This window comes from Brasilonema sennae CENA114 (assembly GCF_006968745.1).
Taxonomy (GTDB): domain Bacteria; phylum Cyanobacteriota; class Cyanobacteriia; order Cyanobacteriales; family Nostocaceae; genus Brasilonema; species Brasilonema sennae.
Genome location: NZ_CP030118.1, coordinates 3,733,287 through 3,754,427 on the forward strand (window position 1 = coordinate 3,733,287; position 21,141 = coordinate 3,754,427).

Below are 21,141 nucleotides of genomic sequence, written 5' to 3' on the forward strand. Positions count from 1 at the left end.
TTCAAGTTGCAACCAGACTGCCGGAAGGGACTCCAAGCTAGCCTAGCCAATTAGTTAATCTAAATCTTAATTAAAGACTAGAGCTAACTGCTAGAGAACAGCCCCGGCACACAGCCGGCTAACTGCAACTTGATGACCCATAATTGTACTACTTTCTATCATGGGCATCACCTCCTTGTTGCCTAAGCGGTCTTAGTATCAAAAAGGCGGAGTTTTTAGCTCCGGGTTATTCACCTTTATTCAATATAACACAACTTTCTCCCACAATGAGAATATCCTTGATTCTTTATCTAAACTTCAATGATAAAATCCGACAACTCTTCCAACCAGATTGCTGAAACAGCCCTCTCAGTCGCTGGTTTAACTGACTATATCCGCTTTTTACTAGAACAAGACGAACAATTGCAACGAGTTTGGGTGACTGGAGAAGTTTCCAGCGCCAGCCAGCATCGCAGTGGGTTATTTTTTACGCTACAAGATCCTGATGGTGGTGCTGCAATTAAGTGTGTGGTGTGGAATAGTCAATTGACAAAACTGGCACAAATGCCTGTTCGAGGTGAGCAGTTAATTATCTTAGGTAGTATAAGGCTTTATCCTCAAAGGGGAGAGTATCAGCTTTCTGTTTGGCAAGCTTTGCCCGCTGGGGTTGGTTTGCAAGCGCTACGTTATCAGCAACTGCGAAAACGGTTGCAGGCTGAGGGGTTATTTGATTCGCAAACAAAGCGATCGCTTCCTCATAATCCCCAAACAATCGCCGTTGTCACCTCACCCACGGCTGCTGCTTGGGGCGATATTCAAAAAACTCTCAAACAAAGGTATCCTGGTTTATACGTTCTTTTTTCTCCCGCTACAGTCCAAGGTGAGCAAGCCCCAGAATCTATAGTGAATGCTATTCGACGAGTGGAGATGGATGGACGTGCTGAGGTGCTACTTTTAGCAAGGGGTGGTGGTGCAGTTGAGGAATTGGCTTGCTTTAATGATGAACGAGTCGTGCGAGCAGTTGCTTGTTGTTCCATTCCGGTAATTACTGGGATTGGTCATCAAAGGGATGAGTCTTTGGTAGATTTGGTGGCAGATGCTGCAGTGCATACACCGACAGCTGCAGCGGAGTTGGTTGTTCCAGCACTGGCAGAATTATATAATCAGCATCAGCAACGAGTTGTTGCTTTACACCGAAGCGTATCTTTTTGTTTAGAAACAGCACAAAACAAACTGCAAGAAAAGCGAAACCGTCTGCGGCGCTTACGGTTAGATCGACAAGTACAGCAGGAAATACAGGAACTCAGTTGGAAGCGTCAGCAATTGGTGCGTGCGACAACAATGCAATTACACCAAGCAACGCAGCATATAGAAATGTTGCGCCAAAAGTTAACGACTCTTGATCCTAAAGCTGTTTTACAACGCGGTTATGCGGTGGTGCGTCAGCAAAATGGTGCGATCGCTCGTTCTGCTGCTGAGTTGGCTGTGGGAGAAGAGTTGTTAATTCAGTTGGGTCAAGGTGATATTAAAGTTAAAGTTACGGAAAAACCAGTGAACAATTAACAGTTAAATTTTGAGCCTAGTAGCGTATTGATTCAACCAGCAAAATACGTCGTCGTAGTTCACTCTGGAAGTTCTGTCGGTTTGGAAATGTAAGCAAAAAAGGAGGGCGTACACAGATGGGGAAAGGGAGGTTAGAAGCATTTAGCGATGGCGTGATTGCCATCCTCATCACCATTATGGTGTTGGAAATGAAAGTGCCGCATGGGTATGATTTAAAGGCGTTGCGTCCGCTGATCGCGGTATTTATGAGCTATGTGCTTAGTTTTATTTATCTCGGCATCTATTGGAACAACCATCATCACCTGTTACAAGCAGTCAGACATGTAAATGGTTCTATCCTTTGGGCTAATCTGCATTTGCTGTTTTGGTTGTCGCTAATCCCGTTCGTCAGTGGGTGGATGGGCGAGAACCATTTCGCCGCTATACCAGTTGCCCTTTATGGTACGGTATTGTTGTTTGCTGCGTTAGCTTACATAATCTTGACCCGTACTCTGATTGGTCATCATGGCAGAGATTCCACTTTGGCGATCGCACTCGGTCGAGACTTCAAGGGCAAAATATCACTGGTGTTTTATGTGCTGGCAATTCCACTTGCTTTTGTCAACTCATGGTTTGCCTGTTTGTTATACATAATAGTCGCAGTCATGTGGCTCATTCCCGACCGTCGTATTGAGAAGACTCTAATTCCCTGAACAGTGCGATCGCCCCAAAGGGGCCGGCACTCTGTGCGATGATCTGCCGCTATGCTGCAGCAAAGCTATCCCCATCGCCATAATATAAAAGGATACGGAGACTTTTTATGAATCAAGGTTGGAATTACGAAGCTAAGGTTGCAGAAATACAAAGAATTATTGCTCGCATTGAGGCGGGTGATTTGGAATTAGAAGAAGTGTTTGAGCAATTTGCAGCTGCTGTTGAGTCTTTGCGTCAATGTGAAGGTTTTTTGCAGGATCGACAGCAAAAAGTAGATTTGTTAATTGAAACTTTGAAGGAGCAATAGTTCTTTGCTGCCTATTAAAATCTGAAGACAGATGAGATTGGTACCAAATCAGCATAAACTTTTTTTTGGTGGTAAAGCTAATAAAAGAGGTTGCTGTGGCTAAATTCCTATTCGTAACTGATTTAGACAATACTTTTGTAGGTGACGACAAGGCGCTGCTTGATCTCAAGGATCGCTTAGAACAGTCACGCCAAGAGTACGGTAGTAAGATTGTTTATGCCACAGGGCGATCGCCTCTTCTTTACCAACAGATCAAAGATGAAAAAAATCTTTTAGAACCCGATGCCCTGATTCTATCTGTAGGAACAGAAATTTATCTTGACGGCAGTGATACTCCTGATTCAGAATGGTCAGAAAAACTTTCATCTGGTTGGAATCGCGAACTTCTAGTATCAACAACGACTGGTTTTCCTGAGTTAGTTCCGCAACCTGACTCAGAACAGCGTCCCTTCAAAGTGAGTTTTCTCCTTCAAGAAGATGTTGCACAAAGGGTTTTACCCCAACTGGAGTCAGAGTTGCAAAAATCTGGTTTAGACGTAAAGTTAATTTATAGTAGCGGTATAGACCTTGACATTGTACCTTCTGGAAGCGATAAAGGACAGGCAGTACAGTTTCTCCGCCAAAAGTGGAAATTTGTAGCAGAGGTAACGGTTGTTTGTGGCGATTCTGGTAATGATATTGCTTTATTCTCTGTTGGCAGTGAAAGAGGAATTATTGTCGGAAATGCTCGCCCAGAGCTACTTCAATGGTATAACCAAAATCCTGCCGACTATCGTTACCTGGCAACAAATTTTTGTGCAGGTGGAATACTCGAAGGTTTAAAACACTTTGGTTTCTTAGAATGATTAGCTATCTCAAAGGCATTGTTGCTGCTATCCAAGACAATAGCGTTCACCGCCATACTCTGACTTTGGAAGTCAATGGTATTGGGTATGATTTGCAAATCCCTGCACGACTGGCACAGCAGTTGCCAAATACTGGAGGTGAAGTGCAGATTTTTACCCATTATCAAATTCGAGAAGAGGTACCATTGCTTTATGGCTTTGGTTCACCAGGAGAACGAGATGTGTTTCGCCACTTGTTAGGTGTTAGTGGTGTTGGTGCAGCTATAGCGATCGCCTTGTTGGACACTTTGGAATTAGCAGAATTAGTGCAGACGATTATCACAGGTAATATTCAATTGCTTGTTCAAGCCCCTGGTGTTGGCAAAAAAACCGCAGAACGCATTTGTTTGGAACTCAAAAGCAAGTTAGTAGAGTGGCGTAAGACAGCAGGCTTCTTCGTCGCCACAGGCGGTCCAGCACCAGGTATTATCGAAGAAGTACAAATGACTCTCCTAGCATTGGGTTACACTGCCAATGAGGTGAGTCATGCCTTGCATGTCGTCAGTGAAGATATTGGACTTCCTAAAGATGCTTTTGTGGAAGAGTGGATAAAACAGGCGATCACTCATCTGAGCACTGAATATAGTCAGTAGTAGCCATATGTAGGGCACGCTCAGTGACAAAGACATTATGACCGAGCGATTCGCCTCAACCGGGATCTTGCACAGCGATTAAACTTTGAAGGTCTTTTACGTCTTTTTAACCAATTAGATTTTGGCTAAGTTTGCACTTAATGGATGATATCATAAAAATCATGGCACAGGTGTGCGCAGGCGATTAAGTAAAAAGACTTATTGACCTTTTTTTGACTTCCGCACAGTGGGGTTGCGCCCCGCTACGCTAACACGGTTGCGCGAATGAGTGTGTGGTGTGAGGAATTTGAAGGAGCGCGTGGTCTTTCCTTATACCTTTTGGACTATATCGTTGTGAAGTGGAGTCGACTTTCTCATTGAAATAATATAAAGAGTTAATAGTATTTAGTAAGAGGTGTTTTTATGCCCTTGATTTTAGTTTTTGGTGGGGCTTATGTTTTGTATTTGTTTTTTAAAGAGCTCAAAGATGGTAAATGTATAGTTACCCGGGGGGGCGATAGTAGTACCTCATATAGTAGTAGGGATAGTTTATTTGATCCTACTGAGGGATGGGTACCTACCCACTCAGGGGAGGCATGGCCGCCGTGCGATAGCATTGAAGGCGGGTGCGACCATGATAGTTGGTAGAGTCAACCCCTATATTACCTCCAAAATGCAACGATGGTCAAACGCTCTATTAGCTTGGACAAACTTCTTTACCACTTGAGCCACTTCGGGACTTTCCGATACCTGGCACCGTCCCCAAAGTGTCAACTACACTGACCAGGTGAGGAAAAGTGCTTACCCTTATTCCTGGTTATTTTATGACCAGCCAGCAGCTTACTACCCCAGTGAGATTTGCTTGCTGGTTTTGGTTTGGGTTTGTATCGTTGACAAAAGCCGTGGTACTTTTTGGCGCATTCGTCCAATGTTTTACCCAGTCCTAGAAAAGCCGGATGCCCGCACAGAAAGACAATGCAATACAATAAATAAGTGCGGATCAGGTGCTCAGTTGAGTCAGCAATTGGCAATGGAAGTTCTAAAATTTACGGCTATGATTGACGAATCAGGATATTTGAGTCTTAATATTCCAAGGCAGTTAGCGGCACAAGAAGTGAACATTGTTGTTGTTTTGAATCCGGTTTCGTCATCTGGAAAGCAAAAACTTAACTATGATTTCTCCGACTTGGTAGGACGGTTAACTTGGAGAGGGGATGCACTCTGTATGCAGAGGACTCTACGGGATGAGTGGTAATCGCTACGTGTTGGGTACGAATGCAATCGTGGCTCTGCTTCAAACCATGTCTATGACTGAGATACCTCGTTGAAAATCAACCGACATCCAGAGTTAGCGCAAAGATAGAACAAAGCGCAAGCATTTTCCTTACCACTTCTGTGTCAATGCCCAAGATTTTCAAGCAGCTTAACTGATCCATCACGTTCAACATACTATACTCTGCCACACAGAAACCTTGCTCATAAGCGAACTGACGCGCCTGCTCAAGTGTTGCAAAATTATTATCTACCAAAGACCTGCCTGTAAGGTTAGTACCTGTTTGTAAGAGCTTCTGTAAAGAAGGGTCAAATTCTTGTGACTGGGTTAGACTAGCTGTGTGAATAAAGTCAGGGGTAATCCAGACGCCACCGTAGTGTTGAAGCATCTCGCGAACATTGGCACACACAAGTTGTTTTTCTGCCATATTCAGATGTGTCAGCAACCCCTCACACAAAATTACGATTGGCTGTCCCGCTTTTAGTAGTTCAGCACTTTTTAAAAACTGACTTGGACGGCTAGTCGCATCAATTGAAAGAAAGTGCAAATTGGGACGTTCCCTAACAAGTTGTTCAATCAGTTGCTGTTTGCAACGAATCATTTTAGGCAAGTCACTTTCAATAAATGTGATGCTCGGATCACAAGACATGAAAAGACCACGCGGTAGCAAACCGGATGCTAGTTCTAGAACTTGCCCTATTTGATATTGAGCCATGACTTGGTTGATAGCTTTATAGCGAGCTTCCACACGTGCAGTCAGCAAAGCACTTTTGTCTTGATTTTGTGACTCAGATTGCTCTACCAATCCTTGCGTTTCGACCAATTGCGCCAACTCTTTGGCATAAGGAATATCTGTGAACTGTCGGGCTTTGCTTACCATGAAAGCAGTGTGGATTATTTTGTCATAGTCACTGGCTTGCATTTTTTTATAACTTTGTTTGAACTACTATACAAGTAGTTTAAAGATAAACTTACACAATAGTACGACTTTTAGTTATAAATTTGTTTTATACTTAATAAGTATAACTTAATTGTATAAAGTAAGAAAAACAACCTCCCCCACTTCTCTACCGTGCCCACAGACCCCTACGCTTGGATAGAAGAATCCCTCGCTACAATTCACCGTGCTGACTGGTATCGCTCAGTACAAACAATTAATGGTCTTCCAGGAGCAACAGTCTTTTTGGAAGGACGGGAGGTAATAAATTTTGCCAGTAACGACTATCTAGGATTGGCAGGAGATCAGCGCCTAATTGCAGCAGCAACGATCGCTACCGAAGAATTTGGTGCAGGTGCTACAGGTTCTAGATTACTCAGCGGACATAGAGAATTACACAGAGATTTAGAAAGGGCGATCGCATTACTAAAACAAACACAAGACGCTCTCGTTTTTAGTTCTGGTTATCTAGCGAATTTAGGGGCAATCAGTGCTATTGTAGGCAAGCGCGATTTGATTTTATCTGACCAGTATAATCATTGTAGTTTGAAAAATGGGGCAATCCTCAGTGGTGCGACGATCATTGAATATCCTCATTGTGATGTTGAGGCATTAAGAACCAAGCTAAGTCAACAAAGGCAAAATTATCGACGTTGCTTAATCATCACTGATAGCGTCTTCAGCATGGACGGTGATTTGTGTCCTTTGCCAGCACTGTTGGAGATAGCGGACGAATTTAGCTGTATGCTGCTGATTGATGAAGCGCACGCCACTGGCGTACTCGGAAACACTGGTGCTGGATGTGTAGAACATTTTGGATGTAGAGGAAGCCAGTTGATTCAAATTGGCACTTTGAGTAAAGCTTTAGGTAGTCTAGGGGGGTATTTAGCTGGAAGTAAAAACTTAATAGACTTTTTGCGCAATCGCGCACCAACTTGGATTTACACTACTGCACTTTCTCCAGCTGATGTGGCAGCAGCACTGACTGCCATAAAAATAGTACAGCAAGAACCACAACGCCGCATTCAATTATGGCAGAATGTCGTCCAACTCAAACAGATGATACAACAGCAACTACCGGAGCTAAAATTGTTACCGTCTTCATCACCCATTCTCTGTTTTGAATTATCAAGTGCAGCAGATGCGCTCAAAGCTGCACAACACCTCAAATCATCTGGTATTTTTGCTCCTGCTATTCGTCCCCCTACTGTTCCTACGAGTCGGATACGAATTTCTATTATGGCAACTCATAACTTGACTCATATTGAGAAATTGGTAGAAGCTTTGAGCAGTATGTAAGCTTAATATAATTAATCTTTTCTTGCTTGATATAACAATAATAATACTACCATTGCTCCAATAGTCAGAGCTTTTTTCCTGACTTAATATTTTGGTAAATCCCAAACTTTTTTCATAGCTACGATGAGTTTATCCCATAAAATTCTACATTTTAAAAAATCAAGTTCTATAAGATAAAACCGAACAATCATAAGGTTTATGGAGAATTGGAGTGATACCTGTGGAGTGTTAAAACAAGGGTATGAGTCAATTAACGAAAGCAGATAGCCAGTGAAGAACGCTCTTCATTCTTCGTTAGTTGATAACTTCTGTATTCACCCAGTAGTGCTGAGCGTATAGTTCTACTGAATAAATTAAAATGATTGTCATCCTTTTGTGAGTATGCAAAGTGCACAGTAAAATTGTGATTAGGGTCACAGCATGATATTTGATATCCTTGATATAAATAATTTAACTAACAGTTATTCTCAGCAAATTTAAAAGAATCATAACAACTTTCAACACTAATTTATACATTTTTATGTAAAAAATTATAATAACTAAGTTAATAAGCTGTTACGCCTACAACTTGGAAATTTATTACTCCCATCAAGAGTGTAAGATTACCAATATAATTTCTTCTCCCTTGCTCTGGTGCACGCCTTACGGCAATCTACCCTACGGGAATGCCTAGCGGTGAACGGGGATCGAAAAGGGTAATTCGGGGAGTCAACATTTAAAAGCACAGATGCTCAACTTCCGCTTTTAAGTTAGCCAGTGTTTGACTAGGGTTTTCCGGCAAAGACGTGCAGCTTAGTCCACTGATGTTAATTAAACAAAGAGTACTTGTTCGTATCTTTTCCACAAGAGGCTGCTTTAAAAACCTTTGGGGTCAACCGCTGCCTAAGCCATAGGTTAGTGGTAATGGTTAAAAGAACTCAAGACTGTTGACTTAAAGCAGAATAGTACAAAATGTACACGCATCTGCTTAGTATACTTTTCAAAAAGTTTATCAAAGCAAACCAAATAAAACAATAGTAACTATACTTAAAACTGCCATGAATCAACTATAGACTCTTTAAATTACAGAACTAATTTCTGTTTTCTGCCAATCTTCAAGCTGTAGAGCACTTTAACATAACTCATATACGGATATTCTGTAGACATTTAGAACAAGGAAGGCATTGTCCAGAGAGCCCAAAGTCTGTAAAATCTAATGTCCGGAAAGTTTATATAAACTTCAAACTTACTTCATAAATCATCTTTGATAATATGGCTTTTTCACTCAATACTAATAGTGAAAACACTTAAGTATCATTCAAAATTGTGAAATTTCATTTATGAAAATAATTCCAAAAAGTCTTTTTTTCAAAAAAAAAGGTCAATAAGGGGAAAATTGGCTATCGTCTCATATTTCTACAAAAAAATATTTATCAATTTAATTATTTTGATTCATAATTTTTTTCATAGATTCTTTTTAAAGATTTATAGGGACTTTATCTAAATCTGGAAACAATGTCTGAATAATTGTATATAGGTGCAGCTCAAGAAATAAACATATCCTCTGACCAAAAGTTTTCTTACAATAACTTATATGTAAAGAACATGAATATAATTTCTCGTTTACTTACTACATTTAGTCTTTCTATATCTGCGCTTGCTGTTGTACCTTGCTTTGCAATAGCGCAACAGACTCCAACAGTTCCGGAACAACAAATGACGCAGAGAATTTGCTCTTCCGATGCCGTTGAAGATTTGTTACCTCCGGCAGTCAGTCAAGAAAGTCCTTCTCCACTTTCTTACTTGGGGCAGCAAGGTTTTACACAAAATTCAGATGGTTCTTGGACTTGTTATGTTAGTGATTCTAGGAAGCAAGGACGTTACTATACCCTTTTTAAAGTTCAACAAGTCAATGGAAACCTTGTAGCCAGTTCTTTTCTAGATGGGGGTATTCTCCCGGAAGGCCAAAACAACCGCAGCTTAGACTTCTTCATGATGCTTATAGAAAAGCATACAAAGGCAAGTCAAGGGAACCGTGAAAGTATACGCAGATATCTAGATACCTTCTTTTCTTTTGTGAAACAAGGAAAAGTACAACTCTCTAATCGTGGTTACCTCTTTGATCAACCAAGCGGTGGAGTTGTTATGTACCACTCTGTTACAGGCGGAAAACTCAAGGGAGCAGCAATCACCATTAATATCCGCTCACCTGAGAATTTATCTTCCTCTCCTGTCTCATAAGCTGCATAAAAAATTAGTTGTTGGAGGTAAATCCCTTGAAGTCAAAAGTTAAAACAGTCGCCGTCACTTTATCATCCATAGCAACTGTAGTTAATACATCTCAATCTGCTTCTGCTCAGTTGAAAGTTGGAAACTATGGTGTTCAACCAGGACTTGAGCAAAACTATCTCCAATACCAGATATCGGGCAGAGATTTGACCCAAATGCGAGGTATTCCTGGATGTAGTGTAGGATTTGGTGCCGCTTGTAATAAAGCAGGAGCAGTGTTTCAGAAGTTAGTTGAGTCAAATGGTGGACCAACCCATGAACAGTTGCTGATGCAAGCAGCTGGCGGGGAACAAAACTACCAGAATTTTGCGAAATTTTACGCAAATGACCCTAATCTGACTCAGATACCTTACGCCTCATTCTGGCAGAACGACAATCCCAGTATCGTGGACGGGTATCGCTATCTTCTTGGGCAAACAGTCAATCAAAGTTCCCAAGAAGGTTTGGGAGAAGTTACCAAAAACTTTTACTGGGCACCTGAAGGAAGTGGAAACTCACTTGACCCCCGTAATGGCTTACTGGATTTTAAATACTCTTATGGACGTCGCTTGCTTGAGGAGGTGGCAAAAATTCCCGATGCACAGCAGCAGATTCAAGCTTTGGGTTTAGCGCCAGAACTCACCAAATTTTACTCGGAAAAACTTTCCAGTTCGATGCGTGTGTTGAAATCTGGAAATGAGGAGTCTCTTAAACAGACAATTCTCAAAGACCTCTCAATGCCGTATTCACCAGATGGGGCAGAACTTGGACGTCCAAATCTTGGCATTCCTCCAATTAGTTCGTTGAGTGAAGATACTCTGGCTGGAGATGTCGTTTCCTGGGACACTCCAGTAGCGCTAGATCCAGAAGCCATGAACCTTGAGGTTCCTCCCAGCCTTGCAGAAGTTGCTTTATTCCCCCAAGAAGGAGCAAGTTCTTTTCCAACTGAATGGCTTGCGCTGCTTCCTCTGTTAGCCTTACTTCTTCTTGCCTTTGGTGGTGGTGGAGATAGTTCTTCTGGTCAGAATAACGGATCAAATCTCGTCTCAAGTGCACCTCCAGTTGGTTCTTCTGGAGGTGGTTCTCTTCCTTCTGGCGGTGGTGGTGGTTCTGGTGGTAACAACCAAATCATTGAAGTACCGCCCAATCATGGTGTAACTCCCCCGGGACTGGAAGTGAAGAAGGTACCAGAACCAACAACAATAACGCCGCTTGTGTTGTTGATCATTGTACTTTACGTACTTAATCACAAGCAGTGGCGCATACAAACTAGAACACCGATTCAGTAATCGGAACGATGACGAAAAAACTAGGTTTAGTTCGGTTACAACAATAAATGTTTGGTTGTAAAAGACATTAAAACAGGGTTAATTAGTCTTGTTTTTTACCTAATGAATCGGTGTTCTAGAGGTTAAATTCTTTGTTTGTGTATTCAGATGAGTCGGGGTGTAGAAAACGCTCGCATTCTTGTATTTGCTTAAAGAATGCGAGCGTTCGTTTTGAAATTTTTGCTAGGTAGATACTGACGTCAGGTTATGAACAACAAAAGTTCTTACTGAGGTTTGTTATTTGTATTTGATCAAGGTTTTGCTGGAGCAACTTTTGCATTCACCTTCACACTTTTGACACCTTTAATTTCTTGTGCCAAAGTGGGAATTTTATTGAGTTGTTCTTGTGTAGGAACTGTTCCAGCCACTGTTACAGCACCCTCTTTAGCATCAACTGTTAACTGACTGGCTGGTAAATTCGCCTCTAACTTGCCGCGAACTTCGCTTTTTAAATCATTATCACTTCTTTTGGCATCACCACCAGTCGCGTTATTACGTTGTTCGCGTGCTCTAATATCAGACTCTATTTGGTCTTTACGAACTTGACCCGTAGCGTCTTCTTGAGTTTTCTGAGCAGTGTCTTGCGTTGGAGCATTAACATTTTCATTTGTCCCTGAGGGAGCATCTGCACTTGTTTTTGAAGGGGTTTCGCAACCAAACGCACCAACAGCTATGACACCGCTAATGATCAATGGAATAAACTTGTTCATTTTCTGTCTCCTACTGAAATTTTCAAAAAATTCATGAACACAAGTAGCTATTAACAGCAAACAGTTACCCTTTGATCTAAAACACGGAGACAAGAAAAAATCACTGACTTATGCAAAAAACATTTGTATTGGTTAAGTGTCTCCTGAATGGATACATTTAAACAAATATTTCTTGAAATCTCCAGACTTGAATTAAGGGAATTTACTGATAACTGAGTGCTGTTAATTTGTGTGTGAGGTTCAGGAGCGAATCTTTGCAAGCGCACACCAAAGCAGTTTTTTGATGATAACTTATGAATTACTAAACAGTTGTATCCCGATTGTCAACAATTGTTACCGAAGGCTGATTATTCACAGCGCCTGTTACTGGAGGCTGATTATTCACAACGCCGCCAGAGTAATCTGTGTAAGTATCTACAACACCAGGTGGATTATAAATACCAAACTCTTGAATACCTTGGTTTGTCAAAACAGTTTCGGCACCACGAATTTCCTCATCTGTCCCGTCTACTATCACCAAATAATCACCACGGGATACTCGTTCATTGTATACTCTGGCTCGTTCTTCAGGAATTCCCAAACCAACGAGTGCACCCAATAGCCCACCAGCCGCTGCACCAATTCCCGCACCTGCTGCTGTTGTCGCCAGAGCTGTGGCGATTTCACCTGCGAGTAATATAGGACCAACACCAGGAATTGCCAAAGTTCCCAAGCCTACAAGTAAACCGGTAATGCCTCCGACTGTTGCACCTGTTACTGCGCCAGCAGCAGCTCCTTCATCAGCTTTGTTACCAACATGTTCTTGCGTTTCGACACCAGCAATATCACCGGTACGATCAGCATCTTTGGCAATGATAGAAACCTTATTCATTGGAAAACCAGCGTCTCTGAGTTCGGTAAGTGCATACTCAGCTTCACGACGGCTAGAAAAAACGCCGACTGCACGCTTATTATCTTTACCTAAAGCCATTTCACTCCTCCATTAAATAGCTAAAAAAAGCACACAAATATATAGCTTTTGCTTTGCTTCGTGCTTATATTACAGTTTTGCCTTGCTTTGTTCCAACTTGCATCATCCGCAAGTTAAGCTAGCTATCTATCAATGGATTGGTTATTTCCCAAATAGAAATTTGGAAAAATCATAACCTGATTTCACATCTTTGGTTTTTACAAGGGGAAATTGCGCTTGTATTGTTCGGTTATACTACTTTCATTAACAAACAAATACTTATAACCTCATAAATAATAGTAGTAGATGCCTGCCTAAGACACTGTCGGTCGGTCTTTATTCAGGGGGTAAAAACTTGTGTACAAATGGATCTTGCCAAGTCTAAGCGAAGTCTTAGCAAATAGTCAATCAACAGTGCCTGTGTGTTCATCAGCCAAAGCACAACAGCAGTGGCGCGTCAGCGTAGCAGCCATAGAACAACTCTTATTAAAAATTTTAGCAACCGCTTCACCTCAAGAAGCTGCACAAGGATTAGTTTTAGCCGCTCCAGCACCTGTTTTCAGCGATTCAAGACTGGCTGGAAACTTGCAAACTGTCAGTTTTACGGCAAAGCCATTTAACCCCTTGGCACTCATGCCATTTCAAATGCCTCCTGATGTGGTTGTAGCAGATGCATTTGCTCCTGGTGAGTCGGTTTTACCTGTATTATCAACAGATCCATTGGCAAGGGAGCAGTTTTGTTTGGTTTTCACCGAGCAATTCAGATTAGTGTTGGTTTTAGCAGAAGACATCGATGGTAATAAGACTTTTTCATTTTCTTTTGAGCCAGAGGTGGTTGAGTTAGCATGGCGATCGCTGGGAGCAAGAGTTGTAGTCAGCAATCCGGATCTGTTTGCCGATTTACAACAGTTAGTACATAAATATTCGACCGTCGCTCCGGATTACCGCCTAGTGATGGAGTTTAGTCGTTTATTGTTAACACAATTTCCAGAACAAGAAGAAAACACAGAAATAGCAAAAAGCGCTGATGTCGGGACGTCGGTACGTTCAGAGTTTGCACAAAGCCTCCCAGCCTCGCCACATTTGTCTTTGGGTGCGTCATCACAAGCGCATACTCGTCCTGATGTAGAACTACTGCAGGCTTTTGCTCACGAAGTTCGCACTCCTTTGACAACGATTCGCACTATCACTCGTTTACTTCTCAAACAGCGTGAGTTACCTGCAAATGTGATCAAACGTTTGCAGCTTATTGATCATGAATGCACCGAGCAAATTGATCGTATGGAGTTGCTCTTTAGAGCTGCAGAACTACAAACATCTGCTACTGTAAAATCTACAAATACTCAACTCACTGCAATGTCTCTGGAGCAAGTGTTGCAGCAGAGTATTCCCCGTTGGGAACAAGCAGCCAATCGACGAAACTTAACTATAGATGTTATTTTACCTCAGCACTTACCAACTGTGGTAAGTAATCCTGCTATGTTAGATCGGGTTCTCACGGGTTTGATGGAGAATTTTACCCGTAGTTTACCGGCTGGTAGCCATATTCAAGTACAGGCTATTCCGGCTGGGGATCAACTTAAGTTACAATTATTACCCTTAACTCAGGCGGGAGAGAATGGAAAGGTGTCATGCTCTCCATGCACACCACCTATTCGTAAAGCCTTGGGTCAACTGCTAATGTTTCAACCAGAAACAGGTACGATAAGTTTGAATCTTAACGCAACCAAGCATTTATTTCAAGCGATTGGGGGTAAACTTATTGTTCGCGATCGCCCACGTCATGGAGAAGTGCTAACGATTTTTCTTCCTTTGGAAGTCACCAGTCAGTGAAGACTATCTAACGTTGTGCCTTCTTCTCAAAATACTGCTGATGCTCTTGTGTTGCTAAATAATACTCACCCGGAGGTACAATCTCGGTCACAATATTTTTATCAAATCTACCAGAATTCTGTTGCTTTGCCTTTGATCGCTTTGCGGCTTCTTCCTGTTGACTATTATGGAAAAAAATAACAGATCTGTACTGTTCCCCTCGATCTGGTCCTTGGCGATTTAGCGTGGTGGGGTCATGGATATCCCAGAATACCTCCAATAAGTCATCATAACTTACGTGTTGTGGGTCATACTCCACCTGTACTACCTCAGCATGACCCGTTATTCTTGATAACACATCCAGATAGGAAGGGTTAGGAAAATGCCCTCCCATGTATCCAACTGAGGTAGAAACAACTCCTTTCACCTTACGAAACGCCGCCTCTACGCCCCAAAAACAACCAGCCCCAAACGTTGCCAAATTCATTGCTGTTATGCGCTGCTCTTTATTTACTAGAGATCATAAAATATTGCTCAGCATATAAAGGCGATCGCTTTCATAAATTATGCCTGGGTAAGGAATTAAGATTGGTAAACTAGAGGGGTCAATAGTTTGTTTGGGTTAGAAATGGCTAGCTGGAACGTAGAATGATTGGGAGTCGCTCGCAAGAATGTCTAACACGCTATATGATCGCGATTTGCAACAATGGATTGAACAAACCGTTGAACAATTGCGGAATCGTGAATTTGGCTCGCTGGATATTGAGCATTTGATTGAGGAACTAGTTGATTTGGGTAAGTCGGAAAAAAATACGCTAAGAAGTAATTTGACTATTTTATTAGCGCATTTACTCAAATTAAGGGTTTAGCATGATGTGCCTGATATGATGAAAGGAAGTTGGTATAGTTCCGTGCTTGAACATCGTCAGCGCGTTCTCAATAATTTAGCAGATACCCCTTCGCTTAAAAACTATCTGGTAGAAGCTTTGGAAAAAGCTTATCCAGATGGTCGAAAGCTGGCAATTAAGGAGGATAAGTTGGCTAAATTTGGGGTTCGTGTACCGCAAGAGAGTGAATATTCGATGATTTGTCCTTTTTCGGTTAAGCAGATTTTAGATGAGGATTTTTACGGGGTTTAAAAACCTTATTGCATAATACTTTTGACTTCCAAGGCAGCTGTACTAGTCCCTTGGAATCTCACCCTGTCCTATCGGGCATCCCTCACGCCAGGTGCTACAACGGGGCGGCACGTTATGTTCCTCCGCTTCCCCCCAAAAGCTGCGAAGGAGAGCCAACGCACTGGCTCTCCTTATAAAGCAGAGGGAACATTTTAGCTTAATACCGTAGAGGAAGTGAAGTACAAATTAATATCCCTCTTCTTCGTATTCTGGCTGTCTCTCTTTGACTTTTTTGGGAATATTCACTGGCTTTGGTGGCTCATCATCCCAAGCATCACGAGCTAAATCCTCGTCGTATTCGTCATAATCCTCATCGTATGGCTTTTTGTTGTAAGAACCAGAGTCATACTTTGGTTGTGCTTGATACTTGTCTTTACCTGTTGCTTCACTCCAGTTGTCTTCTTCATCTTCTTGATCGTACTGCACTGGCTCATACTGCCGTGCTTTCATCACTTGACGCTGAGGACGTTCTTCTTCGTAGTAGTCCTCATCCCATTCTTGCGCTACAGGTTCGGGTGTACGAACGATTTTTGGCTTAGGTTGCTCTAATGGCACTCCGCTTGGCAGTTGCTTGTCTGGTGTGACTGTACGAGGAGTGTAGCTGGAGTATTCTTCGTCAGCATCGCGTTCCCACGGTGCTTTACCAATACCCAAGCGCTCTAGTAAACCAACAGTTAATTGATTCAGCCGCTCTTCAGCTCCTTCAAAAACAATCAATCTGTTCGGACCTGTGCTGACGATTTCGTCTACTGAGAACTCGTAGGTACTCAAGAATTGATCGGGAATTTGTGGTAATCCGAAAGAAGCAATGGCAATGGAGTAAAGCTTTCCTGTTTCGGTATTAAATTTGAAACCCCGCACTTTCCCTAGGACTTCACCAGTTTCTGTAATAACTTCCCAGTTTATCAGGTTGCTGTAAGCCTCAACCTCAACGTCATCAATGACATCCTCGTTATCCACAAGGATGACATCACCGATTTGGTTGATGCTGTTGAGATACATATAACGTGGCACCCCAGAAATAGAGATCAGGTTGTCTCGCATGCCAAGCGCCACAACCTCTCGCTGATCTACATCAACCCAAACTTGACTCACGATTCCTAATCGCTTGCCGTTGTCACGAGTGATTACCTGGGTGTTTAAAATATCGGAACGTCTAATACTTTGTTCAGAGGTCATCCTGTACCGAGTCCTGATCTCGAATCCGGTTTATCTATACACTATTATTAACAAAAACTCAAGCACTTGTTTTGTCAGATTGTAGCTTAATTCCCAAAACTTGGGTGTAAGCTCCTCTGGCTTGAGTCACGCCAATTGTGCGTTCGGCTGATTCTATCATCGGGCGACGCAAACTGACAACGATAAATTGCGCTTGTTGCGCCTGTTGCTTAATCATTTTAGCTAATCGTTCTACGTTTGCTCCATCTAAAAACATATCTACTTCGTCAAATGCATAAAATGGCGATGGACGGTAGCGTTGCAGAGCAAAAATAAAACTCAATGCAGTCAGAGATTTTTCTCCTCCTGACATAGAAGCAAGTCGCTGTACAGGTTTGCCTTTCGGGTGTGCAACCAAGTTTAATCCACTATTGAATGGATCTTCTGGATTGTCGAGTTGCAGGTATCCGTCGCCTTCGGAAAGCGTCGCAAAAATTGATTGAAAGTTTTCATTGACAGCATCGAAAGCTTCTTTAAATGCGCGTTGACGCAAAGTGGTAAAATTCTCAATTCTTAACAGTAATTCTGTACGCTCTCCTTCTAAGGTTTGCAATTTTTGAGTGAGTTCTTCAAGGCGTTTTTGCGTGCGCTCATATTGTTCTAACGCCAGCATATTCACAGGTTCCATTGCTTGTAGGCGTTTGGCAAGAGAGCGCAATTCTTTTTGCAATTCTTCTAAATTTACTTTATCTGGTACTTCCGGCAAAGGGCTGAGTAATTCCGCTGACATCGTTCGCAATTGGGTTTGCAATACAGCAAGTTCTTCTCGGCGCGTCTGCTGGGTTTCTTGCAATTTTTGCAGTTCCCATTCCAACTGTTGCTGACGCATTGTGTGCGATCGCAATTCTTGTTCTGTTGCGTCCCGTTTTTGCTTCTCCTCTCCCAAATTTTGTTCCATTTGACTCAAAGCTGCGCGAGTCTCAGAAATCGCAGTGCTGAGTGTTGAGTGGTGAGATTGAAGTGCTGTACGTTGATTTTGCTGATTTATCTGCTCTTGATGGTATTCTTCAATACGCTGTTCCCCAACAGTAATTTTTTCTTGCAATCGCTGCTGGTGATTTTCCAAATCTTTGAGTTTTTGTTCTGCTTCCCTTAAGGCTGCTTCGCGTTGTTGCAATTGTTGCTCTTGATTTTTTATTCTTGCCCGGATATGTTGCCACTCCTGGGGAGTTTGGGACTGTTCCAACTCAGTCAAAGCGTGTCGCAGTTGTTGCAATTGCTGCTCTTGGGAAGGTAATTCCCGAACAAAAATTTCTAAACGGGATTGGACGGTAATTAATTTTTCTGTATTTTGCGAAAGCTGCGATCGCGTTGTTTCCAATTGCGTCGTCAAACTTTTTACTTCTTTGCGTAACTGTTCCAAGCGCAGTTGTTGTTCTCGCCGCGCTTGTCCTGCTTCCGTCACCTGTTGTGTGAGTTGCTTTGTTTGAGAAGAAAGAGAATGAATTGCTGAACTACAACGTTCTAAAATTCGCTCAATATCAGTTAACCGACTTTTTAAAGAAGAAACTTCCTCAGATTCTGCAGCTTCTGTCGTACCAAACCGTAACGATGAACGCTGGTTCGTACTACCACCAGTCATTGCACCACTGGTTTCCAACAATTCCCCATCTAAAGTGACAATGCGATAAAGTTTCATATGCTGACGTGCGTCAGCGAGATTTGCAAAAACAACTGTGTTACCAAAAACGTAGTTGAACACATCTTTATAGCGGTGATCGCAATTCACTAAGTTCACAGCATAATCCACAAACCCATTCGCATATCGCAGCGTAAAATCTTGGGTAAATTTGGAAGCCTGAATTTTATTCAGCGGTAAGAAAGTCGCTCGCCCACCACGTTTCTGTTTGAGTAGTTCAATTCCTGCGGCTGCTATGCTGTCATCTTCGACGACAATATGTCCCAAACGCGCCCCTGCAGAAGTTTCCAAAGCCAATTGATAGCGGGGTTCCACACGTCCTAGCTGTACAACTAATCCACAAACTCCCGGCATACCCGATTGGAGGATAATTTTGCTGGCTTGGGTTCCTTGAACTTCTTGCTGTGCTGCTTGTTGCGCCTCTAGTTTATCCAATTGGCGTTGTTTTTCTCGTTGTTCCTGCAACAAGCGCTTTTGGGTTTCTTGCTGGATTTGTAGTTCTTGTTCTGTAGCTGATAGCGTTTCGGCTAAATTTTGAATCGGTTCGCCAGAAGTGTTAAATTCTGTTTCAACTTGTGTACACTCAGCTTGTTTTTCTGCTAACTGAGGTTCTAAAGTTTGAACGAGTTGAGTTTGTTCTTGAATTTGCTGCTGGAGTTGGTTATTACGTTCTGTGAGTTGTGCTTGTTCTGTACGTTGAGGTTCAACAGTTTGCAACAAAGTTTCAATTTGGCGGTTCAGGGCTGTTTGTTGTTGTACCCACGCTTCTGAGGCGGAAGCAATTTCTGCTGCTGCTTCACGGGAGTTTTCTAATTCTTGTCGTATCTCATCGCGTTGCTGTTGTAGAGACGTTGCATGCAACGTCTCTACATCCCGTTGTTCTGCCAATTTTTCTATGGTTTGCTGATGCTGTTGAATTTCCTCTTGAGTTTGTTGTAGGCGCTTGAGGGTTTCTTGTGCGGCTGTTTCTAATTCTTTTTGTTGACGCTGAAGCTGTTTACGTTCTGCTTCTTGGGTAGCGAGGGTAGATTGTACCGCCAAAAGTTCTTCTTCTCCCAAGGCTTTGACATGGGCGTTGAGTTGTTCAAGTTCGGCGGTTTTTTGGATAATTTCTGAATTGAGGGTGGTGAGTTGAGTTGTGAGTTCACCGGAGGTGCGATCGCCAATTTGAATTTGCGTCGCTAACTTTTCTTGCTGTGCTTGCAGGGAACGCCAAGATAAAACTGCTTCCCACTGTTGTTTATCTTGAAATTCAGTCCGCAGTTTTTGGTATTTTTCCGCTTTGGTGCGATCTTGGGAAAGGCGATCGCGTTGTCCAGTTAACTCTGTCTCAACAATACGACAGCTGTCTTCCTTCTCCTTAACTTCATCTAAAGTTTCTTTTGCCTGATGGATTTTGCGATCAAACGCCGCCACCCCTGCCAATTCATCAATAATTTCGCGTCTTTCGCGGGGGTTCATCGAGATAATACTGGTGACATCTCCTTGCAGAACAACGTTGTACCCTTCCGGATAAACACGTAATTCTTCTAGTTCTTCGTGTAATTCTGTGAGAGTGCAGGGGATGCCGTTAATGTAGTAGTTCGATGTATAAGTTGCTTGCGGAGTCACTCGCAGCCTTCTGGTGACACTCCACTCGCTACCTGGTTTGGCACGGATTTTTTCTTTGCGATTTCTATCATCCTCGCTTTCTTGTTTTTCTTCCTGCGCTTCCTGTGATTTCTCTACTTCCTCACCTTCAACGATAGAGACGACAGGCGAGATTTCCTCAAATTCATCATCCAGTTCATGGTCTGATAAATCAAACGTCACCGTCACGGAAGCTTCCACAGCGGAACGAGATTTCGTGGTTTGAGTCGTGTTGACTAAATCAGGAAGGCGATCAGCACGCATTCCTTTGGAACTGGCTAGTCCCAGGCAAAACAGCAGCGAGTCTAGAATATTCGATTTCCCAGAACCATTCGGTCCAGAAATGACAGTAAACTCCCGCAGTAAGGGGACAGACGTTGTACCACCGAAGGATTTGAAGTTCGTGAGTTGTACGCGCTTTATATGAACCATCGCGCTGTTTTACCGGGCTTGTGCAGTTCAAGTGTATCAACAAAGCTGTCAACAGGTTAGCGTGAAAGTTATCAACCGCCAAGAGTTAACTTATTCTCCGGCTGTAAAAACTAATCGGAAGACGACGCACTCACGTTCGGGATGCTCCTTTTTTACAAAAAGCTGGGGGTAAATCGAAGTCATTAGTCATTAGCCATTCACATACACCCGAAGTCAATCCGATTGAAAGGTTGTGGAAATAAATCAAAAATGCTTGAAGTTGGGAATTTTTCAGACCGATCTTGCTACTATCTACCGCGCTTTGGGATTTTCTCCCAAGTTCAAATCTATCGGCAAGCGATCACGTATTCGTAAAGGCTTATTTTTTTATACATATACTTCTAAAGTATATTTATCAGTAAATTACAAGTATTATTCTTTATAGAAAAAGGAAGTTATTTACTGGATCAAAGTCATAATCTTGTCATTTAAGTGTAAAATAAAACTTTTTAA

The 21,141-nt window shown here is 42.3% G+C and carries 16 protein-coding genes and 1 pseudogene; 11 read left to right on the forward strand and 6 right to left on the reverse strand.

Going from position 1 to position 21,141, the window contains the following annotated elements; all coding sequences use genetic code 11:
- Window positions 1–300 precede the first annotated feature (300 nt).
- From xseA to DP114_RS35030, 6 genes are all read left to right on the forward strand, one after another.
- On the forward strand, window positions 301–1,542 hold the full coding sequence (xseA, locus tag DP114_RS15865; protein ID WP_169264411.1) for an exodeoxyribonuclease VII large subunit: 1,242 nt from the start codon (window positions 301–303) through the stop codon (window positions 1,540–1,542).
- A 116-nt stretch (window positions 1,543–1,658) separates the two neighbouring features.
- The gene (locus tag DP114_RS15870; protein WP_171976548.1) at window positions 1,659–2,234 is read left to right on the forward strand and encodes a TMEM175 family protein; all 576 of its coding nucleotides are present in this window, start codon (window positions 1,659–1,661) and stop codon (window positions 2,232–2,234) included.
- A 107-nt stretch (window positions 2,235–2,341) separates the two neighbouring features.
- Window positions 2,342–2,542: an exodeoxyribonuclease VII small subunit gene (xseB, locus tag DP114_RS15875; RefSeq protein ID WP_169264413.1), complete on the forward strand. Its 201-nt coding sequence runs from the start codon at window positions 2,342–2,344 to the stop codon at window positions 2,540–2,542.
- 95 nt (window positions 2,543–2,637) lie between these two features.
- Entirely contained in the window at window positions 2,638–3,387 is a 750-nt protein-coding gene (locus tag DP114_RS15880; protein ID WP_169264414.1) for a sucrose-phosphate phosphatase, read from the forward strand.
- Complete coding sequence (gene ruvA / locus DP114_RS15885; RefSeq protein WP_169264415.1) at window positions 3,384–4,019, forward strand: Holliday junction branch migration protein RuvA; 636 nt, start codon at window positions 3,384–3,386, stop codon at window positions 4,017–4,019. The genes DP114_RS15880 and ruvA overlap by 4 nt, the downstream gene beginning before the upstream one ends.
- A 766-nt stretch (window positions 4,020–4,785) precedes the next feature.
- Window positions 4,786–5,253, forward strand: a complete 468-nt coding sequence (locus DP114_RS35030; protein ID WP_246163214.1) for a hypothetical protein — start codon at window positions 4,786–4,788, stop codon at window positions 5,251–5,253.
- A 76-nt stretch (window positions 5,254–5,329) separates the two neighbouring features.
- Here DP114_RS35030 and DP114_RS15895 read toward each other — a convergent pair whose 3' ends face one another.
- Window positions 5,330–6,193, reverse strand: coding sequence for a class I SAM-dependent methyltransferase (locus DP114_RS15895; RefSeq protein WP_171976549.1), 864 nt, complete (start codon window positions 6,191–6,193; stop codon window positions 5,330–5,332).
- 150 nt (window positions 6,194–6,343) lie between these two features.
- Between DP114_RS15895 and bioF the strand changes: the two genes are divergently transcribed.
- From bioF to DP114_RS15910, 3 genes are all read left to right on the forward strand, one after another.
- Window positions 6,344–7,507, forward strand: coding sequence for an 8-amino-7-oxononanoate synthase (bioF, locus tag DP114_RS15900; RefSeq protein ID WP_169264417.1), 1,164 nt, complete (start codon window positions 6,344–6,346; stop codon window positions 7,505–7,507).
- Between the two features lie 1,584 nt (window positions 7,508–9,091).
- The gene (locus DP114_RS15905) at window positions 9,092–9,727 is read left to right on the forward strand and encodes a hypothetical protein (protein ID WP_169264418.1); all 636 of its coding nucleotides are present in this window, start codon (window positions 9,092–9,094) and stop codon (window positions 9,725–9,727) included.
- A 35-nt stretch (window positions 9,728–9,762) separates the two neighbouring features.
- On the forward strand, window positions 9,763–11,043 hold the full coding sequence (locus DP114_RS15910) for a hypothetical protein (protein WP_171976550.1): 1,281 nt from the start codon (window positions 9,763–9,765) through the stop codon (window positions 11,041–11,043).
- A gap of 290 nt (window positions 11,044–11,333) precedes the next feature.
- On the opposite strand, the gene DP114_RS15915 is transcribed toward DP114_RS15910, so the two are convergent.
- Window positions 11,334–11,792 (reverse strand): BON domain-containing protein, encoded by a 459-nt coding sequence (locus DP114_RS15915; RefSeq protein ID WP_169264420.1) that lies wholly within the window; start codon window positions 11,790–11,792, stop codon window positions 11,334–11,336.
- Window positions 11,793–12,093: 301 nt separating this feature from the next.
- Window positions 12,094–12,762 carry a general stress protein gene (locus DP114_RS15920; RefSeq protein ID WP_169264421.1) on the reverse strand — a complete coding sequence of 223 codons (669 nt, stop codon included), beginning with the start codon at window positions 12,760–12,762 and terminating at the stop codon, window positions 12,094–12,096.
- Window positions 12,763–13,098: 336 nt separating this feature from the next.
- On the opposite strand from DP114_RS15920, the gene DP114_RS15925 reads away from it, so the two are divergent.
- Window positions 13,099–14,574, forward strand: a complete 1,476-nt coding sequence (locus tag DP114_RS15925) for a sensor histidine kinase (RefSeq protein ID WP_171976551.1) — start codon at window positions 13,099–13,101, stop codon at window positions 14,572–14,574.
- 7 nt (window positions 14,575–14,581) lie between these two features.
- Here DP114_RS15925 and msrA read toward each other — a convergent pair whose 3' ends face one another.
- Complete coding sequence (gene msrA / locus DP114_RS15930; protein WP_169264423.1) at window positions 14,582–15,040, reverse strand: peptide-methionine (S)-S-oxide reductase MsrA; 459 nt, start codon at window positions 15,038–15,040, stop codon at window positions 14,582–14,584.
- Between the two features lie 184 nt (window positions 15,041–15,224).
- Here msrA and DP114_RS15935 point away from each other — a divergent pair.
- A pseudogene (locus DP114_RS15935) lies at window positions 15,225–15,692 on the forward strand (DUF29 domain-containing protein).
- 225 nt (window positions 15,693–15,917) lie between these two features.
- Here the strand turns inward: DP114_RS15935 and DP114_RS15940 are convergent.
- Together DP114_RS15940 and smc are read right to left on the reverse strand one after the other, a co-directional pair.
- Complete coding sequence (locus DP114_RS15940; protein ID WP_169264425.1) at window positions 15,918–16,910, reverse strand: PRC-barrel domain-containing protein; 993 nt, start codon at window positions 16,908–16,910, stop codon at window positions 15,918–15,920.
- Window positions 16,911–16,968: 58 nt separating this feature from the next.
- On the reverse strand, window positions 16,969–20,649 hold the full coding sequence (gene smc / locus DP114_RS15945; protein ID WP_171976552.1) for a chromosome segregation protein SMC: 3,681 nt from the start codon (window positions 20,647–20,649) through the stop codon (window positions 16,969–16,971).
- Window positions 20,650–21,141 lie beyond the last annotated feature (492 nt).